At 72.9% G+C, this 19,105-nt stretch carries 9 protein-coding genes and 1 tRNA gene; 5 read left to right on the top strand and 5 right to left on the bottom strand.

The window, feature by feature from the left end; translation table 11 throughout:
• Positions 1-50: 50 nt before the first annotated feature.
• The gene (locus tag ACWBNA_RS36375) at positions 51-578 is read right to left on the bottom strand and encodes a DUF309 domain-containing protein (protein ID WP_482708794.1); all 528 of its coding nucleotides are present in this window, start codon (positions 576-578) and stop codon (positions 51-53) included.
• 136 nt (positions 579-714) lie between these two features.
• Here ACWBNA_RS36375 and ACWBNA_RS36370 point away from each other — a divergent pair.
• Both ACWBNA_RS36370 and ACWBNA_RS36365 read left to right on the top strand, forming a co-directional pair.
• Positions 715-788 (top strand) — tRNA-Pro (locus ACWBNA_RS36370).
• A 339-nt stretch (positions 789-1,127) separates the two neighbouring features.
• Positions 1,128-2,966 (top strand): ABC transporter ATP-binding protein, encoded by a 1,839-nt coding sequence (locus ACWBNA_RS36365; protein ID WP_482708793.1) that lies wholly within the window; start codon positions 1,128-1,130, stop codon positions 2,964-2,966.
• Positions 2,967-3,042: 76 nt separating this feature from the next.
• On the opposite strand, the gene ACWBNA_RS36360 is transcribed toward ACWBNA_RS36365, so the two are convergent.
• On the bottom strand, positions 3,043-4,554 hold the full coding sequence (locus ACWBNA_RS36360) for a tryptophan 7-halogenase (RefSeq protein WP_482708792.1): 1,512 nt from the start codon (positions 4,552-4,554) through the stop codon (positions 3,043-3,045).
• A complete protein-coding gene (locus ACWBNA_RS36355; protein ID WP_482708791.1) occupies positions 4,551-13,019 on the bottom strand; it encodes a type I polyketide synthase in 8,469 nt (2,822 codons plus the stop codon). The genes ACWBNA_RS36360 and ACWBNA_RS36355 overlap by 4 nt, the downstream gene beginning before the upstream one ends.
• A gap of 196 nt (positions 13,020-13,215) precedes the next feature.
• Here ACWBNA_RS36355 and ACWBNA_RS36350 point away from each other — a divergent pair, with 196 nt between their 5' ends.
• Together ACWBNA_RS36350 and ACWBNA_RS36345 are read left to right on the top strand one after the other, a co-directional pair.
• Entirely contained in the window at positions 13,216-13,878 is a 663-nt protein-coding gene (locus tag ACWBNA_RS36350) for an NUDIX domain-containing protein (RefSeq protein ID WP_383868252.1), read from the top strand.
• 126 nt (positions 13,879-14,004) lie between these two features.
• On the top strand, positions 14,005-14,991 hold the full coding sequence (locus tag ACWBNA_RS36345) for an aldo/keto reductase (protein WP_482708790.1): 987 nt from the start codon (positions 14,005-14,007) through the stop codon (positions 14,989-14,991).
• A 49-nt stretch (positions 14,992-15,040) separates the two neighbouring features.
• On the opposite strand, the gene ACWBNA_RS36340 is transcribed toward ACWBNA_RS36345, so the two are convergent.
• Positions 15,041-15,781, bottom strand: a complete 741-nt coding sequence (locus ACWBNA_RS36340) for a TetR/AcrR family transcriptional regulator (RefSeq protein WP_482708789.1) — start codon at positions 15,779-15,781, stop codon at positions 15,041-15,043.
• A gap of 128 nt (positions 15,782-15,909) precedes the next feature.
• Between ACWBNA_RS36340 and ACWBNA_RS36335 the strand changes: the two genes are divergently transcribed.
• Positions 15,910-17,775 carry a glycoside hydrolase family 15 protein gene (locus ACWBNA_RS36335; protein ID WP_482708788.1) on the top strand — a complete coding sequence of 622 codons (1,866 nt, stop codon included), beginning with the start codon at positions 15,910-15,912 and terminating at the stop codon, positions 17,773-17,775.
• A gap of 190 nt (positions 17,776-17,965) precedes the next feature.
• Here the strand turns inward: ACWBNA_RS36335 and galE are convergent, their stop codons facing one another.
• The gene (gene galE, locus ACWBNA_RS36330; protein ID WP_482708787.1) at positions 17,966-19,015 is read right to left on the bottom strand and encodes a UDP-glucose 4-epimerase GalE; all 1,050 of its coding nucleotides are present in this window, start codon (positions 19,013-19,015) and stop codon (positions 17,966-17,968) included.
• Between the last annotated feature and the right edge of the window lie 90 nt (positions 19,016-19,105).

Genomic DNA, 19,105 nt, shown 5'->3' with positions numbered 1-19,105 from the left:
CGGCCCGGCGCGTCCTGGCCGACCCGGGCGCGTCCCGGCCGGTCCGGCCCTCAGGGGGCCGCCCCTCCTCGCAGCCGCGGCGCCTGCGCCCCGGCGTCGATGGTCGCGAGGTCGCTCTCCACCTTCTCGGCCAGCTGCCGCGCCCAGCCCACGATCCCCGACAGGTCCATCCCGTACGGCCGTTCCCGCCCCGCGGCCGCCGCCCACTCCTCCACGGCCGCGCCCCCGCGTCGCAGCAGTCGGGCGCCGCCCGTGACATTGCCCCGGGCGGCATGCGTGAGCCCCACGGCGAGCTGGGCCAGCCCGCGCCACAGGCCGCGCTCCTCCTCGGGCCCCGACTTCCAGGCGTCCTCGAACACCTCGTGGGCATGGAACGGCTTCCCCGCGTCCAGCAGCTCCTGGGCCTCGGCGACGCTCTCGTCCGGAGTGCGGACCACCCCCTCGGGTTGCCGCTCCACACCGTCCGCGCCGTACGGCAGCGGCCGACCGAGCCCGTCCCGGGGCCGCGCGTTGCGCGCCCGCCCCTCGTCGTCCCGGTCCCGCGCCTCGGCCTGTCGTCCTGAGGATGTACTGCCCATACGCCGATTGTCCCGCGCCCCCCTCACATGCCGCCCGTCACCCCGCACCGCCCCGCTCCGCCCGCCTTCGGCGAGGCCTCCGACGTGGGGTAAAGTGCCTTTCGCGCCATCACGCGGGTCACCGCGGGAAGCGCAACGGGACGTGGCGCAGCTTGGTAGCGCACTTGACTGGGGGTCAAGGGGTCGCAGGTTCAAATCCTGTCGTCCCGACAGAAGGAAGGGTCTTCGCAGGCGAGAGCCTGTGAGGGCCCTTTTTCGTGTGGGTCGTTCCCGGCTTCGAGGGTGCTGCGGTGCGTACGGGAAACGACTGGGCGAAGCACTTGCCGCCGAACGGGAAAAATGCTTGGACGCCGCGTACGCCGTCGCGGGACACTCCGTTCCCGGTCCCCTCGTACTCGCACAGTGACGTAGTCGCCACTCTTCGTGTCCTGTCTGTCGGAGGACGCCGAGCGGAGGCACGCACGCGGAACCGAAGTCACGCGCGGACACCGACCACGGCACCTGCGCCGGAACACCTGGCGGGCTGCCGTACGACAACACGGGATGGGGATGGAGACGCCTGCAACGCGCGAGGCCCCGCCGGGCAAGGGCCCGGTGCTCCTCGCGCTTCGTTTTTACGGACGGGAACTGGCCCGGCTCCGGTGGCTGACGGTGCCCGGGACACTGCTGCCCGCGCTGGGCAACATCGGCCTCTACTACATCGCGCCGCTGGTCGTCGCGAAGCTCGTCGGCCGTATCGCCGACGACACCGGCAGCACCGTCGGCTCGGCGCTGCCCTACGTCCTCGGCTTCGCCGGCGTCATGCTGCTGGCGGAGGCGCTGTGGCGCGTCGGCCTGCACTGCCTGAACCGGCTCGACGCCCTCGGCATCGAAAACCTGTACGTGATCGGCATGGACCAACTGTTCGCCAAGGACGCCGCGTTCTTCCACGACAACTTCGCCGGCTCGCTGACCAAGCGGGTGCTGAGCTTCGCCTCCCGATTCGAGCAGTTCGTCGACACGCTGACGTTCAACGTGGTGGGCAACTTCGTGCCGCTGCTGTTCGGGGCCGTAATCCTGTGGCGCTACGAACCGCTCCTGGTCGTCGGGCTGTTGGTGATGATCGCGGTCACGGCACTGTGCGTGGTGCCCCTCATCCGGCGCCGCCAGGCGCTCGTCGCGCAGCGCGAGGCGGCGATCGCCCGGGTGTCGGGTCACGTCGCCGACAGCCTGATGAACATGGACACGGTCCGGGCGTTCGCCGCCGAGGAACGCGAGGCCGCCGAACACCGCTCCCGCGTCGCTGAGTCACGGCGGCTCTCGCTGCGTTCGTGGGACTACGGCAACCTGCGCATCGACACGCTGGTCGCGCCCTTGTCCGTGCTGACCAATGTGCTCGGCCTGCTGCTCGCGGTCACGCTCGGCGGGGGCGGGAACGGCGTGGAGGCGGTCGTGGTCGCCTTCACGTACTACACCAACGCGACCCGGATCATGTTCGAGTTCAACCAGATCTACCGTCGGCTGGAGAGCGCGATGACGGAGGCCGCGCAGTTCACCGAGCTGCTGCTGATCCCGCCGACCGTGCTCGACCCGGTCGCGCCGGAGCCGCTGCTGCCCGGGGCCGCCGACGTCCGCTTCGACAAGGTGACGTTCGCGCACGCCGGAGCGGAGACGCTCTTCGACGGCCTCGACCTGACCGTGCCCAGCGGGACGAAGATCGGTCTCGTCGGCCGGTCCGGCGGAGGCAAGACCACGCTCTCCCGGCTGCTGTTGCGGATGACGGACATCGACGCCGGCCGGATCCTGGTCGGCGGTCAGGACATCAGCGGGCTGCGCCAGGCCGACCTGCGCAGTCTGATCGCGTATGTGCCGCAGGACCCGGCGATGTTCCACCGCACGCTGCGGGACAACATCGCGTTCGCCCGCCCGGACGCCACCGAGGCCGAGATCCGCCGTGCCGCCGAGGCGGCGCACGTCACCGAGTTCGCCGACGCGCTGCCGCTCGGCTTCGACACCATGGTGGGCGAGCGCGGCATCAAGCTGTCCGGCGGACAGCGCCAACGGGTCGCCCTCGCCAGGGCGATCCTGCGCGACGCGCCGATCCTGCTGCTCGACGAGGCGACCAGCGCGCTGGACTCCGAGAGCGAGCTGCTGGTCCAGGAGGCGCTGTGGCGGCTCATGGAGGGGCGTACGGCGCTCGTGGTGGCGCACCGACTGAGCACCGTCGCCGGCATGGACCAGCTCGTCGTCCTCGACCGCGGGCGGATCGTCGAGCAGGGAACGCACCAGGAGCTGCTCGCGTCGGACGGCGCCTACGCGAAGCTGTGGCAGCACCAGTCGGGCGGTTTCCTCGAAGACAGCCCCGCACGGGCCGACGAAGGCAGCCCCGCCCGGGCCGACCTGCTGTGAACCCGAGCCCCGGGGGCCGGCCGAGGGCGTACAGCCGCCCGCGGCCGGCCCCTGAGGGCCAGGGGGACAGCGGTCGTCACTCGGCGACCCACGTGAGGCCGTCGTCCGAGGCCACGAGGCCGCCCGGGCGCAGCGGGGTCTCGTCCTCCAACGGGCCGCCGAAGACGCCCCGTTCCTGAAGGACGGCGCCCTCCTGGAACACCTGCCGGATCGTGGCGGCCTCGAAGAGCGGGTTGCGCAGGCCGTCGGAGTCCGGGAGCCGGCCCACGGCCTCGTCGAGTTCCGTGGCGGCGGTCGTCAGCCGGGCACCCGCCATGAGTGAGGGGGAGGCCCCGGACAGGCCGAGGGACGCGTCGCCGGACGCCAGTCCGCCCACCAGGTCCACGAAGGCCTCGAGTTCCGTCGTGTCGACGTGGGTGACCTTGCGGGCCTTCCAGAAGTACGACCGTTCGTCCTGGTGCATGTCGTAGAAGGAGACCAGGAACTCGTGGAACAGGCCGTACTCGTGCCGGTAGCGGGCCTCGAACTCGTCGAAGAGACGGCCCTCTTCCAGGGTCCCGTCGAGGCCGCCGTTGATGGAGCGGGCCGCGAGCAGGGCGCCGTACGTGGCGAGGTGCACTCCGGAGGACAGGACCGGGTCGACGAAGCACGCCGCGTCGCCGACCAGCACCATGCCGGGCCGCCACAGCCGGGACTTCCAGTACGACCAGTCCTTGCGGACCCGCACCCGGTCGTACGGCGCCTCGGTGGCCTGGGGAACGCCGTGCAGGAGGTCGCGGACCTCCGGGCACGAGTCGATCAGCCCGCGCCAGGCCGTCACCGGGTCCCGCTGGATCGCGGCGGCGCTCTCCCGGCTCACCACCGCTCCGACGCTCGTGAGGTCGTCCCGGAGCGGGATGTACCAGAGCCAGCCCTCGTCGAAGGCGGCGCAGAAGATGTTGCCGTCGTTCGGCGCCGGGAGCCGCGCGCCTCCGGCGAAGTAGCCGAACACCGCGATGTTCCGGAAGAACTCGGAGTAGGTCCGCCTGCCGCCGACCTCGCCGTGGATCCTGCTGCCGTTGCCGGAGGCGTCCACGACGTAGCGGGCCCGGGCCTCGCGGACCTCGCCGGACGGGCCGGTCCACTGGACGCCCCGGACCCGTTCCTCGTCGCCGAGCACACCCTTGACGCGGCAGCCTTCCCGTACGTCCACGCCGACCCGGCGGGCGTTGTCCAGGAGGATCGCGTCGAACCGGGACCGCTCGACCTGGAAGGCGAACGAGGTCGGGTCGGCCAGCCGGGGAGACAGCGCGAAGGAGAACTGCCACGGCTCCGGGTTCCGGCCCCACCGGAAGGTTCCGCCGCGTTTCGGCTTGAAGCCCGCCCGCGCGACCTCCTCCTCCACGCCCAGGATGCGGCACACCCCGTGCACGGTGGACGGGAGCAGCGACTCGCCGATCTGGTACCGGGGGAACGTCTCCTGCTCCAGGAGCAGGACGCGGTGGCCGCGCAGGGCGACGGCCGACGCGGCGGTCGCCCCGGCCGGGCCGCCGCCCACGACGACCACGTCGAACTCCTCGACCGCCGTCTGCTCATCGATGGGGTTCACTGTGCTCCTTCTGCGGTCGGCGCCGACGGAGCGTCCGTGCGGCCGAGGGAGTCGAGCCAGGTACGGACGGCCGCCGCCGTGGTGAGGGTGTGGTCCTGCATGAACGAGAAGTGGTCGCCGGGTACGTCGACTCGGGCGTGCGGCAACGGCCAGGACGTCCGCCACTCGTCCGGGTCCGCGCCCGCCGCCATCTCGGGGGTCGGCCGCGTGGCCCGTACCAGCAGCGTGGGAGTGCCGACCGGTTCCGGATCCCAGTCGAGGAACATGCGGGTGTACGCGCCCAGTGCCGCCACACCGGTGTCCTCGTCGCCCGTGAACTGGTTCCCGCCCAGGCGCGGCGCGATCACGGCGGGCAGGGACAGCAGCCAGTCCTTGTCGCTGTTGCGGTTGTTGATCAGGTACGTGTCGAGCAGGACCTGGCCGACGGGGGCCCGCCCCAGGGCTTCCAGCCGCCGGGTCACGGCATGGGCGACGGCGCCTCCGGTGCACGCGCCGACGACGGCGAAGGGGCGGTCGCCGACGTGCCGCAGCACCGTCTCCGCGTGGGTCAGGGCGAGCGTGTCCCGGTCGGCCGGCACGGCAGTGCCCGCCCCGATGCCGGGGTGCGGGAGTTCGAGGACGTCCAGCTCGCCCTGGAAGTGGGCGTGGAACCGGGCGAACTCCCCGCCGGGGGCGGCGAAGGGCGGCTGGTACCCCGTGAAGAAGACCAGCACCGGACGTTCGCCGGAGCCCATGGAGCCCATGGAGCCCATGGAGTCCTCGGAGCCCAGGGAGCCGTGGGAGCCCTCGGAGCCTCCGGAGCTTTCCGAGCCCTCGGAGCCCTCGGAGCCCTCGGGGCCCTTCGCGCGCCGCAGTGGCGGCAGGGCGTGCTCCCGGCTGTCGTCCGGTCCGAAGGTCGGCACCGCCCACGAGGCCGTGACCAGCATGTGCATCGCGGCGACCACCTGACCGGCCTCGCAGACCCGCCGGTAGAGCGAGGAGAGCGTCTGCGCGGGCCGGTCGTCCGCCGGTGCGCGTCGCGGTTCCGGCGCGGTATCGGGCAGGTCGTCCAGCAGGCCCAGTACGTGACGGGCCAGGCCCTGGGGCGTCGGGTGCTCGAACACCACGGCGGCGGAGAGCCTGAGCCGCAGCGCCATGCTCAGCCGGTTGCGGACCTGGACCGCCATCAGCGAGTCGAAGCCGAGTTCGGCGAAGGACCTGCCGGGCGGGAGCGCGTCCGCGTCCGGGTACCCGAGGACCACCGCCACGTCGGCGCTCAGCAGCTTCGCGAGTGCCTCCTCCCGTCGGGCGGCGGGCAGCTCGGCCAGCAGCGTGCGCCAGGCTCCCGGCTGCGCATGCTGCTCCGTACCGGGTGCGGAGCCGGTGTCCGCGCTCACGGTGTCGGCGGCAGGCCTGCGCGGGGGCAGCAGTCCGTGCAGGAGCGGCGGCAGGGGTCCCCGCACGGACCGCAGGGCGCCACGGTCCAGCAGGATGGGCGCCAGCACGGGCTCGGCGGCGCCGAGCGCCGCGTCGAACAGGGCCAGGCCCTGCTCCACGGACAGCGCCCGGAGTACGTCAGGGGCCCTTCCGCTCGGGGTGCCCGCGCCGGCCATGCCGGCGCCGTGCTCCCAGGGGCCCCAGGCCAAGGACACGGCGGGCAGCCCCAGTTGAGTGCGGTGTCGGGCCAGGGCGTCCAGGAACGAGTTCGCCGCCGCGTAGTTGCCCTGACCGGCGCGGCCGAGCAGGCCGGACACCGAGGAGAACAGGACGAACGCCGACAGGTCCAGGTCCCGGGTCAGCTCGTGCAGATGCCAGGCCGCGTCCGCCTTCGGCCGGAGCACCGCGGCCATCCGCTCGGGAGTCAGCGCCGCGAGGACGCCGTCGTCCAGCACACCGGCGGCATGCACCACGGCGGTCAGCGCGGGCGCGCAGCCCTTGACCACCTCGGCCAGCGCGGCACGGTCGCCCACGTCACAGGCCACGATCCGCACCTCGGCACCCAACTCCTCCAGCACGCCACGCAGTTCCTCGGCGTTCGGTGCCTCGGGCCCCTGGCGCCCGGTCAGCAGCAGGTGTCGTACGCCGTACGAGGTCACGAGGTGGCGGGCGAGTTCCGCACCCAGCGCACCGGTACCGCCGGTGATCAGGACCGTGCCGTCCGGGGCGAAGGCGCCGCGTCGGGTGGGGAGTTCGTTGGGAGAGACCAGTCGCGGCGCCGACAACCGGCCGTGCCTGAGCGAGAGTTGGGGCTCACCGGTGGCCACCGCCGCGGGAAGCTGTCGCAGCGACTCCGGCCGCCCGTCCACGTCGACGAGGACGATCCGTCCGGGCAGCTCCGCCTGGGCCGCACGCACCAGCCCCCACACGGCCGCCCCGGCCAGATCCGGCTCCGGCGCGGTCGCGTCCCGCGTCACCACCACCAGGCGGGAGCCCGCCGTCCGTGGGTCGTCCTGCCAGTCCTGCAGCATGCGGAGCACCCTGCTGGTCAGCAGGTGGACGGCGGGCAGCGGGCCGGCATCGGTCGCCGGGCCGGACACCGCCGAGGTCACGACGGTGTCCGGTTCCGGCGCTCGGGCGTCCACGAGGTCGGGAAGCAGTCCGCCGAGGCCCAGTTCGTCCGGGCCCGCGAGCGCCCAGCGTCCGGTGTGCACGCGATGCCGCTCGCCCTCGGGCGGCTCGACGGTGGTCCAGCCGGGGCGCAGCAGGGCACGTCGCACCAGCTCGGCCGCCTGTCCGGCCGGGTCGGCCGGCAGTTCCCGCACGGCCAGGGAGTCCACCCGCGCGACCAAGCGCCCCGTCGGGTCGGCGAGGGTCACCGAGACCGTGTCCGTGCCGCCCGGGGTGACCCGTACGCGTACCTCCGACACGCCCGCCGTGTACAGGCGTACGCCGTTCCACGCGAACGGCACCCGGATCGCGTCGGGCTCGGGTGCGGAGCCCGCGAGCAGCGGGGCGTGCAGCGCCGCGTCCAGCAGCGCCGGATGGATGGCGAACCGGCCTGCGGACGCCGACTCGGGTTCGGGCAGGCGGACTTCCGCGAACAGTTCGCCGTTCCGCCGCCAGAGCGCCTGTACGCCCCGGAAGGCCGGGCCGTAGCCGAGGCCGCCGTCGGCGAGGGTGCCGTACGCGTCGGCGAGGTCGACCTCGGTCGCGCCCTGGGGCGGCCACACCGCGAGTTCCGTCTCCGGCTGAGCGGTCCGCGTTCGGCTGAGCGCCCCGGTGGCGTGCCGGGTCCAGGCCGGTTCGGCTTCATCCGCGGCAGGCTCGGTGCCATCCGTGACAGGCCGGGCGTAGACGTCGACCGGGCGTCGGCCGGACTCGTCGGCCGCGCCCACGACGACCTGGACGCGTACGCCCGTGGCCGCGGGCAGGGGCAGAGGGGCCAGGACAACGAGTTCGTCGAGCGTGCCGCAGCCGGCCTCGTCGCCCGCCCGTACGGCCAACTCCACGAACGCCGTCGCGGGGACCAGCACCGTTCCGCCGACCACATGGTCGGCGAGCCAGGGGTGGGTCGTGGCGGAGAGCCAACCGGAGAACACCGTCCGGTCGGTGTCCGGCACGGCGAACGCCGGACCCAGCAGCGGGTGGCCGTGCGGGTCCGCGGCGGCGCCGGGGGTGCGCGGCGCGTCCAGCCAGTACCGCTTGCGCTGGAAGGCGTACGTCGGCAGGTCCACCCGTCGCGCACCGCTCCCCGCGAGCACCGCGGGCCACTCGACGCGCGCCCCGCGCACATGGAGGCGGCCCACGGCGGCAAGCAGCGTCCGCGGCTCGGGCTCGCCGCCACGCGTGGCGGCGGCGCACATCGGGTCGTGGCCTTCACCGTCCTGACCGGTCAGGCAGTCCTCGGCCGCGGCGGTGAGCGCGGGTCCGGGGCCGATCTCCAGGAACGCCGACACCCCGTTGGCCCCGAGCCACCGCACGGCGTCGGCGAACCGCACCGGCAGGCGGGCGTGCCGTACCCAGTACTCCGGCGAACACAGCTGCCCGCCCTCGGCCGGGCGGCCCGACACGGCCGACACCACGGGGATGCGCGGCGGCCGGAAGGCCAGCCCCTCGGCGACGCGGCGGAATTCGTCGAGCATCGGTTCCACCAGCGGCGAGTGGAAGGCATGGCCGACCCGCAGGCGCACGGTCCTGCGGCCACGCGCCTCGAACCCGGCCGCCAGCGACAGCACCGCCTCCCGTACGCCCGAGACCACCACGGAGCGCGGCCCGTTGACGGAGGCGATCGCCACCTGGTCGCCGAACTCCGGGAGCGTGGCGAGGACTTCGTCCTCCGAAGCGTGCAGCGCCACCATCGCACCGCCCGTGGGCAGGGCGTGCATCAACCTGCCCCGCGCGGCGACGAGTTCCGCCGCGTCCGCCAGGTCCAGCACTCCGGCGACATGGGCCGCGGCCAGTTCCCCCACGGAGTGCCCGGCCAGGAAGTCGGCGCGCACACCCCAGGACTCCAGCAGCCGGAACAGCGCCACCTCGAAGGCGAACAGACCGGCCTGGGTGAAGTCCGTACGGTCGAGCAGCGCGGCCTCCGGCGTGCCCGGCCCGGCGGACAGCACCACGTCCAGCGGCCGGTCGAGACGGCCGTCCAGCGCCCGGCAGACCTCGTCGAAGGCCGAGCCGAACGCGGGGAACGCTGCACACAACTCCGCACCCATCCGCGGGCGTTGAGCTCCCTGACCGGTGAACAGGAAGGCCGTACGGACACCGGGATCCGCGACGGCTCGCTCCGCGCCGCCCGTGCCGTCGGCGAGCGCGTTCAGCGCGGCCCGCATCCGGGCCCGGTCGTCGGCCGGCACCATCGCCCGATGGGCGAGCGGCGACCTCGACACGGCCAGGGAGTAGCCGACGTCGGCCGACGACAGAGCGGGCTGGGCCGCCAAGTGGGCCGCCAGGCGGCCGGCCTGGGCCCGCAACGCGCCTTCGTCGGCGCCGGAGAGCAGCCAGGGCACCGGCACCTCGACGACGCCCGATCCCGATCCCGTGCCCGATCCGGTGCCGGGCGGCTGCGAGTCCGGGGGCTGCGTGCCGGTCGGCTGCATGGCGGATCCGCTGCCGGGCGGTTGCACATCGGTCGGATGCGTGCCGGTCGGCTGCCTGTCGGGCGGCTGCGGAGGCTCTTCCAGGATCACGTGCGCGTTGGTGCCGCCGATGCCGAAGGCCGACACGCCGGCCCGGCGTGGCCCGGCCTCCCCGGCGGGCCACGGGCGGGACTCGGTCAGCAGTTCCACCCGGCCCGCCGACCAGTCGACGTGCGGGGTGGGTGTCTGCGCGTGCAGCGTGCGCGGGAGTTCCTCGTGCCGCATGGCCTGCACCATCTTGATGACCCCGGCGACCCCGGCGGCCGCCTGGGTGTGCCCGAGGTTGGACTTCACCGAGCCCAGCCACAGCGGCGGCCGGTCCTCGGCGCGTCCCTGGCCGTAGGTGGCCAGCAGGGCCCGCGCCTCCAGGGGGTCGCCGAGCGTGGTGCCCGTACCGTGCGCCTCCACNTTCACCGAGCCCAGCCACAGCGGCGGCCGGTCCTCGGCGCGTCCCTGGCCGTAGGTGGCCAGCAGGGCCCGCGCCTCCAGGGGGTCGCCGAGCGTGGTGCCCGTACCGTGCGCCTCCACCGCGTCCACCTCGTCCGCGCGGAGCCCGGCGTCGGACAACGCCTGTGTGATCAGTCGCTGTTGGGCCTGGCCGCTGGGGGCCGTGAGACCGTTGGACGCGCCGTCCGAGTTGACGGCGGAGCCGCGCAGCACGGCCAGTACCGGGTGACCGTTGCGCCGGGCGTCGGACAGCCGCTCCAGCAGGACCAGCCCCGCGCCCTCGCCCCACGCGGTGCCGTCCGCCGAGGCCGAGAACGACTTGCAGCGGCCGTCGGGCGACAGGCCGCGCTGGCGGCTGAACGCGGTGAACGGCTTCGGGGTCGCCATCACCGTCACCCCGCCGGCCAGGGCCAGGGAACACTCGCCCGAGCGCAGCGCCTGCGCCGCCCAGTGCAGCGCCACCAGCGAGGAGGAACACGCGGTGTCGACCGTGACCGAGGGACCGTGCAGGCCGTACACGTAGGAGATCCGGCCGGAGGCCACGCTGCCGGCCGAACCCAGGCCCAGATGGGCCTCCAGTTCGTGCCGGTCGAAGCGGGCGGAGTAGTCGCCGTGCATCACGCCGACGAAGACGCCGGTGTCGCTCTCGCGCACCGCGGCCGGGTCGATGCCCGCGCGCTCCCAGACCTCCCACGAGGTCTCCAGGAGCAGTCGCTGCTGCGGGTCCATCGACAGCGCCTCGCGTGGCGAGATCCCGAACAGGTCCGCGTCGAACTCCGCGGCCCGGTGCAGGAATCCGCCGCTGCGGGCGTACGAGGTGCCGACCCGGTCCGGATCGGGGTCGTACAGGGCGGCCAGGTCCCAGCCCCGGTCGGTGGGGAAGCGGGAGATGGCGTCCCCGCCCTCCGACACCAGCCGCCACAGGTCCTCGGGGGAGTGGACGTCGCCGGGGTAACGGCAGCCCATGGCGACGATCACCACCGGATCGTCCGGGCTCGCCTCCGCGGAGGAGGGGGCCGGAACGGCGGACACCGGCGGGAAGAGGGTGCCGTGCACGTGGCGGGCCAGGGCGATGGGGGTGGGGTGGTCGAAGACGAGCGTCGAGGGGAGCCGCAGTCCGGTCGCCTCGCCGAGCCGTTCGATCAGGGTGACGGCGCCCGCGGAGGTCAGTCCGAGGTCGGTGAAGGGGCTGTCGGCGTCCAGATCGGGGGAGGGGCTGCGCCCGTCGAGCTGTTCGTACGATTCGCCGCCGCAGAGCGCCGCCGTCTCCGCGAGCACCGCCTCGCGCAGGGCGCGTTCCCGCCCCTCCGGGGCCAGCGTCAGCAGCCGTCGGCGCAGGGCTTGGTCGGCCGCCGTCGGGGCGGGGAGGGCCGGGCGGACGTCGGACACCGGCCGGGACAGGTCCGGGAGCAGGGCGTGGCGGGCGATCTTGCCGGACGCCGTACGCGGGACGGCCGCGATCTCACGGATCTCGACGGGCAGCTTGTAGTCGGCCAGCCGGGCGCGGCACGCGGCCAGCACCTGCCGGGGGTCGAACCCCTCCGGGCCCGGGACGACGTAGGCCACCGGGACCTCGCCGAGCACGTCGTGCTCCCGGCCCACCACCACCGCGTCCCGCACGCCGGGACAGTGCAGCAGGGCCTGCTCGATCTCCGTGGGGTGGATGTTCTCGCCGCCGCGGATGATCAGCTCGCTGACCCGGCCGGTCAGGGTGAGATGGCCGTACTCGACGCGCCGGCCGAGGTCACCGGTGCGGTACCAGCCGTCCCGCAGCGCGGCCTTTGTCGCCTCGGCCTGGTGGTGGTACCCGGTCATGAGACTGGGCCCGCGCACCCAGATCTCGCCCTCGTCGCCGTCCGCGACATCGTTGCCGGAGCCCGGATCGACGAGCCGTACGTCCATTCCCGGGACCGGCTGCCCGCAGGACCCCTCGACGCGCGGCCCGTCCGGCCGGTTCACCGCGATCATGCCGCAGGTCTCGGTGCTGCCGTACGCGTCGAGCAGCGGCGCCCCGACGAGGTCCTCCACCGCCCGGCGCAGGGCGGGCGCGCTCGGGGCGCCCGCCACGACACACGTCCGCAGACCCGGCACGGGCGTCGCGTCCTCGGCCGCCGACGCCACCAGCCGGTGGTAGACGGCGGGCACACCGGCCAGGACGGTGTAGGGGCCGCCGAGGGCTTCGTGAGGTGTGCGCAGCTCCCGCAACAGGCCGCCGGGGGGCAGGAGTTCACCGGTGATCCGGGCACTCGCGCCGACGGCGGTGACCCCCAGGACCGCCAGCGAGTGGCCGAAGCTGTGGAACAGCGGGAGCGGCCAGAGCAGCCGGTCCTCGGACGAGAGCCCGAAGATCGGGGCGTAACAGGCCGCCACCGACCACAGGGCGGCGCGCTGCGTGGACAGCACGCCCTTGGGGCGATGGGTGGTGCCGGAGGTGTAGAGCATCCAGGCCGGCTCGTCGAGCCCGAGGTCGTCCCGGGGCGGTTCCCAGTCGTCGGTCTCGGCCGCGTCCTCGAAGAGGACCGTGCCGTCGGGGGCGTCCGCCGGGACCGGCCCCGCGCCGGTGAGCAGGACGCGCGTACGGCCGTGCCCGGGACCCGCGCGGTGCAGCCGGGCCAGGTGCGCCGAGTCGGTGACGACGACCGAAGCCCCGCTGTCCGCAAGGAAATGGGCGAGTTCGGCGTCGGAGGCCCGCGGGTTGAGGGGCACGCCCACGGCCCCCGCCCGCACGGTGGCGAGCACGCTCTCGACCATCTCCACGCAGTTGCCCAGACAGATCGCGACCCGGTCCCCACGCCGCACACCCGCCCGGGCGAGATACCCGGCCAGCCGGCCGGTGCGCCGCTCCAACTCGGCGTAGGTGACGCCCCGCACGTCGTCCGCGTACGCCACCCGTGACGGCCACTTCCCGGCGTGCGCCCTCAGTAACTCCGGCAGCGGCCGGATCAGCCCGTCGCGCGTCATGTACCCGCCCCTCCGGCACGTGTCACGGCACGGCCGACATCAAACTCCCTGCGTATCAACGCCGTTGAGCCTACGGTCCGACCGGTGCGGTGATCACGTGTTTCGGCGACCGGCGTTGCGGAACGTCCCGGCGCCGCCGGATGGTAGAAGCGAGCATGACCAACACGCACTCTCCCTCGTCCGCGGCGGGTATCCGATGACCGCCGGCATCGACACCCCCGACCGCCGGGGCCGCACCGGACTCGACCGCACCGGCCGGGACCTCACCGGAAACCCACGGGTCAAGGTGCGGGACGTGACGCTCCTGTCCAGCCACTGGTACGTCGAGCGCACCACCGTCTTCGACTTCCAGCACGCCGACGGCACCTGGAGCACCCAGGAGCGCGAGACGCACGACCGCGGCAACGGGGCCACCATGCTGCTGTACGACGCCGAACGCGAAACCGTGCTGCTCACCCGCCAGTTCCGCTTCCCGGTGTACGTCAACGGCCACCCCGACGGCCTGCTCGTCGAGACCCCGGGCGGCCTGCTCGACGACGAGGACGAGCACCCGGAGATCGCCGTCCGCCGCGAGGTCGTCGAGGAGACCGGCCACACCATCGGCGAGGTCCAGCACGTCTTCGACGTCTACATGAGCCCCGGCTCGGTCACCGAACGCGTCAGCTTCTACGCCGCCGCCTACGGCCCCTCGACCCGCACCCACGAAGGGGGCGGCCTGGACGACGAGGGCGAGGACATCGAGATCCTCGAACTGCCCTTCCGCAGGGCCCTGGAGATGATCCGCACCGGGGAGATCGCCGACGCCAAGACGATCATGCTGCTCCAGTGGGCGGCGCTGGAGGGCCCGTTCGCCCGCTGAGCGAGACGGAGGGCGGAAGCCGCCTTGGGACTCCAATCCCCGGCGTACGCCCTTGACTTGAAGAGCACTCGAAGATGAAGACTCCCGTTCGCGCCCCGAATGAGGGCGCGCAACGGGAGGACCAACATGAAGTACCGCACCATCGGCAGCGACCCGGACAACCGCCGCGAGGTGAGCGTGCTCGCCCTCGGCGCGATGCTGTTCGGCTCCCGGACCGACGAGGAGACCGCCTTCGCCGTACTCGACCGCTACGTCGAGGCCGGCGGGAACTTCATCGACACGTCCGACAACTACGCCTTCTGGATCGACGGCGGCCAGGGCGGACAGAGCGAGGAACTGCTCGGCCGCTGGCGGCGCAGCCGCGGCATCGGCGACGAGGTCTTCATCGCCACCAAGCTCGGCGCCCGCCCTCTCGCCCCCGGCACGAGCTACGTGGACAACGCGGAGGGCTTGTCGGCGAAGGTGATCCGCGAGTCGGCGGAGCGCAGCCGCGAGCGCCTCGGCGTGGCGAAGCTGGACCTGCTCTACGCCCACATCGAGGACCACACCGTCCCGCTGGAGGAGACGGTCGAAGGCTTTGCGTCCCTGGTCGCGGAGGGCACGGTCGGCCTGCTCGGCGTCAGCAACCACGCCATCTGGCGGGTGGAACGGGCCCGCGCCCTGGCGGCCGCCGCCGGACTGCCCGGCTACGAGGTGCTCCAGTACGAGCACAGCCACCTGCGGCCCCGCACCGACATCCCCGGCGACCTCTTCCCCGACGGCACGCTGGGCGCGGCGGGACCGGACCTGCTCAGCTACCTGAGGGCCGAGCCCGCCCTGACCCTGGTCGCCTACTCACCCCTCCTGAAGGGCACGTACGCGCACCCCGAGCGACCGCTTCTGCCGGGATACGACCACCCGGGCACCACGGCCCGCCTCGCGGCCCTGCGCGAGGTGGCCGGGGAGACCGGCGCGACCGTCAACCAGGTGGTCCTGGCCTGGCAGATGGGCGGCGAACTGCCGGTCATCCCCCTGGTCGGGGTGTCGTCGGTGGCACAACTGGAGGAGAACCTGGCGGCGGTGGAGCTGGAGCTGACGGGGGAGCAGCGGAAGCGGCTGGACGAGGTCCACTGACGGCAACCGTCGTACGCCTGCGACGGCCGCCCGCTCCTCTCTCCACGCCTCACCCCACGTCGACGAAACGGTCGAGCAACGCGTCCAGCCCTGCCGTCAGTCCCTCCGGCCCCCCGCGCTCGGCGAGCGCGGGGGCGACGTCCCGGAGTACGGGCAGTTCCTGCGACGGCATGCGGTGCAGACCCAGGCGGAACGACGGGTCCGGCTCGTCGGGGTTGTCCACCATCGCCCGCAGCTCCACGGACACATACCCGAGGAGCCAGGCGGTGAGGGCCCGGAAGGCGGCGGCCGCGCGGTCGTTGTCGAGCCCGGCCTCCCGCAGCAGCACGAGCACCCGCTCGTGGTCCCTGAGCACGGCGAGCGGCCGACGGGCCAGCGGGACCGCCAGCATGCGCGAGGTCAGCAGCGGGACCGCCCGCGGGTGGTCGAGGCAGGTGTCGTAGGTGGCCCGGGCGATGCGGTGGAGTCCGGTGCGCCAATCGGGTGCCCCGGCGTCGTCGCCGACCAGGCGTTCCTCCAGTTCGAGGTAGAGGGCCTCGACCAGGCCGTCCAAGAGGGCGTCCTTGCTCGCCGCGTACCGGTAGAGCGCCATTGCCTCCACACCGAGCTCGGCCCCCAGCCGGCGCATGCTCAGGGCCGACAGTCCCTCCCGGTCCACCAGCTCCAGGGCGCTGGCCAGCACACGCTCCCGGCTCAGCCGTCCGTAACGGCCGCGATCGGCGGCGCGGCGCGCCGGACCTGCTCCGGCCGCGTCGTTGTCGCCCAGTGCCCCGGCCTGCTCCTCGGCCATGCCTTGCCTCCGGTGATCGACCCGTGTCCTGCTCGTATTGACTCTATGCACCTGCGGGGGGAATGTGTATGTATACGTTGTAAATATACGGCATCTGGTCGAGATGTCTGGGAACAGAGGCATCGGTCATGAACACACCCATCGAGGACTACGCCCTCCTCAGCGACCTGGAAACCGCCGCCATGGTCGGCAGGAACGGGTCTGTCGACTGGCTGTGTCTGCCCCGCTTCGACTCTCCGGCCTGTCTGGCCGCTCTGGTCGGCACGCGGGAGAACGGGTTCTGGCGGGTGGCTCCGACAGCCTCCGGCCCCTGCACGCGCCGGGCGTACCGCCGGGACACGCTGGTCCTGGACTCCGTCTGGGAGACCGAGGACGGGGCGGTACGGGTCACGGACTTCATGCCACCGCGGTCCGAGCTGCCCTGTCTCGTCCGTGTCATCGAAGGGCTGTCGGGTGCCGTGCCGGTGCGCAGCGAACTGCGCCTGCGCTTCCATCAGGGGCGAGTCGTGCCGTGGATCCGGATCGCAGACGAGTGCAGCGTCGCGGTCGCCGGCCCGGACTCCGTGTGGCTGAGCGCCGACGGCCAGGTGCGGGCGCTCGGCAGCGAGGGTTCCACGGTTCTCGAGTTCACGGTCCAGGCCGGCCAACGGCTGGCTCTGACGCTCGTGTGGGCGCCCTCGCACCGGCCCGCTCCGCCCGCACCGCTGTCCGTCCCGGCGGAGACGGCGCTGAAGCAGACCGGCGACTTCTGGCGGCGCTGGACCGCCCAGTGCCGCTTCGAGGGGCCGTGGCGGGACGCGGTGGTGCGTTCTCTGATCACGCTCAAGGCGCTCACCTACGCTCCCACGGGCGGTGTCGTCTCCGCGCCGACCACTTCGCTGCCGGGGTGCATCGGAGGCGAACGCAACTGGGACTACCGGTACTGCTGGCTGCGGGACTCCACGCTGACCCTGTCCTGCCTGCTGCGCAGCGGCTACCGGGAGGAGGCGACGGCATGGCTGGACTGGCTGGTGCGGGCCATCGCCGGCGATCCCGCGGATCTGCAGACCGTGTACGGCGTCGGCGGGCAGCGGCTGCTTCCCGAGACGGAGGCGTCCTGGCTGCCCGGTTACGAGGGATCCCGGCCGGTTCGGTTCGGGAACTCCGCGGTCGGTCAGTTCCAGCTGGACGCGTACGGCGAGGTCATGGACACGCTCTGCCTGTCGCTGCAGGCGGGCATCCCCCTGCCGGCCCACGTGTGGAATCTGGTCGGGGAGCTGATGGGCTTCCTGCAGCGGCACTGGCGCGAGCCGGACCAGGGACTGTGGCAGATGCGCGGGCCACGTCGCCAGTTCGTGCACTCCAAGGTCATGGCATGGGTGGCAGCCGACCGCGCCGTGCGCATGGGCAGAATGCTCGGCCGCAACGGAGCTTCGGCCGAATGGGGGGCCATGCGGGACGAGGTGCACCGGGAGATCTGCCGGGAGGGATGGGACGCGAAGCAGGGGGCCTTCGTGCAGTCCTACGGCTCGTCGGAGCTGGACGCCTCGGCTCTGCTGATGTCCAGACTCGGCTTCCTGCCCGCCCGGGACCCGAGGGTGCGCGGCACCGTCCGGGCGATGCGCGCGCTGGACGACGGCGGCTTCGTGCGGCGGTACGAGCAGAGTCCCCGCGGGGTGCACGACGTGGACGGCATGCCCGGCCGGGAGGGCGCGTTCGTCTCGTGTTCCCTGTGGTACGCGCACGCCCTCGCGGCGGTCGGCCACGTGGAACAGGGCCGGGATGCCTTCGAACGGGTCCTGGCCGTTCGCAACGACGTCGGGATGCTGTCGGAGCAGTGGGATCCCGCCGCCGGGCGACAACTGGGCAACACACCCAAGGCGTTCAGTCACATCGCCCTGGTGGAGACGGCGTTCGCCCTGTCACCGGCGCCGTTCCCGAGTTCCCCGCATCCACACGCGACATCCAGTCCACGACGCCGGCCGGCCCGGCGAGCGGTGACGTCGATGGGGTAGGGGCATGTTCCCCGTAAGCGCCGCCACCGAGTGCCTGCCCCCTGTACCGAGTGCCTGCCCCCTGTTCGAAGCCGCAGCCGATGGTGGTCGGCGCGCCTTGCCGTGCCATACCTCGATGCCCTCGGCGATCACGTGCAGACCGGGCATGCCGGCCATAGGTGGCGCAGTCCGCGCGGGTCTGTCCCCACCCCTATCCCTTCGTCCGCCGAGCGGTCCGGGCGTAGCCGTGTGGGTTGAGCCGCTGGAACTCCCAGGCGTTCCGGCACATGTCGTCGAGGTTCCGGGTGGGGCGCCAGCTCCAGGCGCGGGCCATGGCGCTCGCGTCGGCGACGACTTCGGCCACGTCGCCGGGGCGGCGCGGCGCGACCTCGTAGGGGATGTGCTTGCCACTCGCCGTGGAGAACGCGGCGACGACCTCGAGCACCGAACGGCCCTCACCGAGGCCGAGGTTGTACACGTGCATGCCCGGGGCGTCGGCGAGATGGTCGAGCGCGAGGCGGTGTGCCTCGACGGTGTCCATGACGTGGACGTAGTCGCGGACCGCGGTGCCGTCATGCGTGGGGTAGTCGGCGCCGAAGACACGCAGCCGGTCCCGTCGGCCGATGGCGACCTGCGCCACGTACGGCATGAGGTTGTCCGGGACGTCGCGCACGTCCTCGCCGAGCAGTCCGCTGGGGTGGGCGCCGGCCGGATTGGAGTACCGCAGGCACAGCACGGTGTACTCGGGGCGGCGGCGGCATACGTCGGAGAGGAGTTGCTCGCAGATCCACTTCGAGGCCGCGTAGGGGTTGGTGGGCCGCGCGGGGGTGGACTCGCCGACCGGGAGCGGTCCGCTCTCGCCGTAGACCGCGCAGGACGACGAGTACACCAACTGGTGCACTCCGTGGTCGTGCATCGCCCGCAGGAGGGAGGTCGTGCCGCCGACGTTGTTGTCGTAGTACTCCTCGGGGCTGCGCATCGACCTGCTGATGGACTTGTCCCCTGCGAAGTGTATGACGGCGTCCACCGAGTGCCGGTCGAAGACCGCCGCCAGGGCGGGCCGGTCACGGATGTCCAGCTCGTAGAGGGCCCCGACGAAGCGGCCGGCGAGCCGCTCCACACGGGTGAAGGCTCGAGGTGAACTGTTGGAGTAGTTGTCGACGACGATCAACTCGTAGCCGTGGTCCAGTAGTTCGACGCAGGCGTGACTTCCGATGAAACCGGCCCCACCGGTGACGAGGATGGTCGACGGTGCGTTCATGGCCCGCTCCCGTCTGTGCCGGGCTGCGGTCGGGATGTGCCCCGGCACGGGCGGCGGCGTACGTTTACGACGTATACGTACGACTGTCCT

Source organism: Streptomyces sp. Q2 (genome assembly GCF_056820935.1).
The sequence above is the reverse complement of the archived record's forward strand: the minus strand, read 5'-3'. Positions and strand labels throughout refer to the sequence as shown.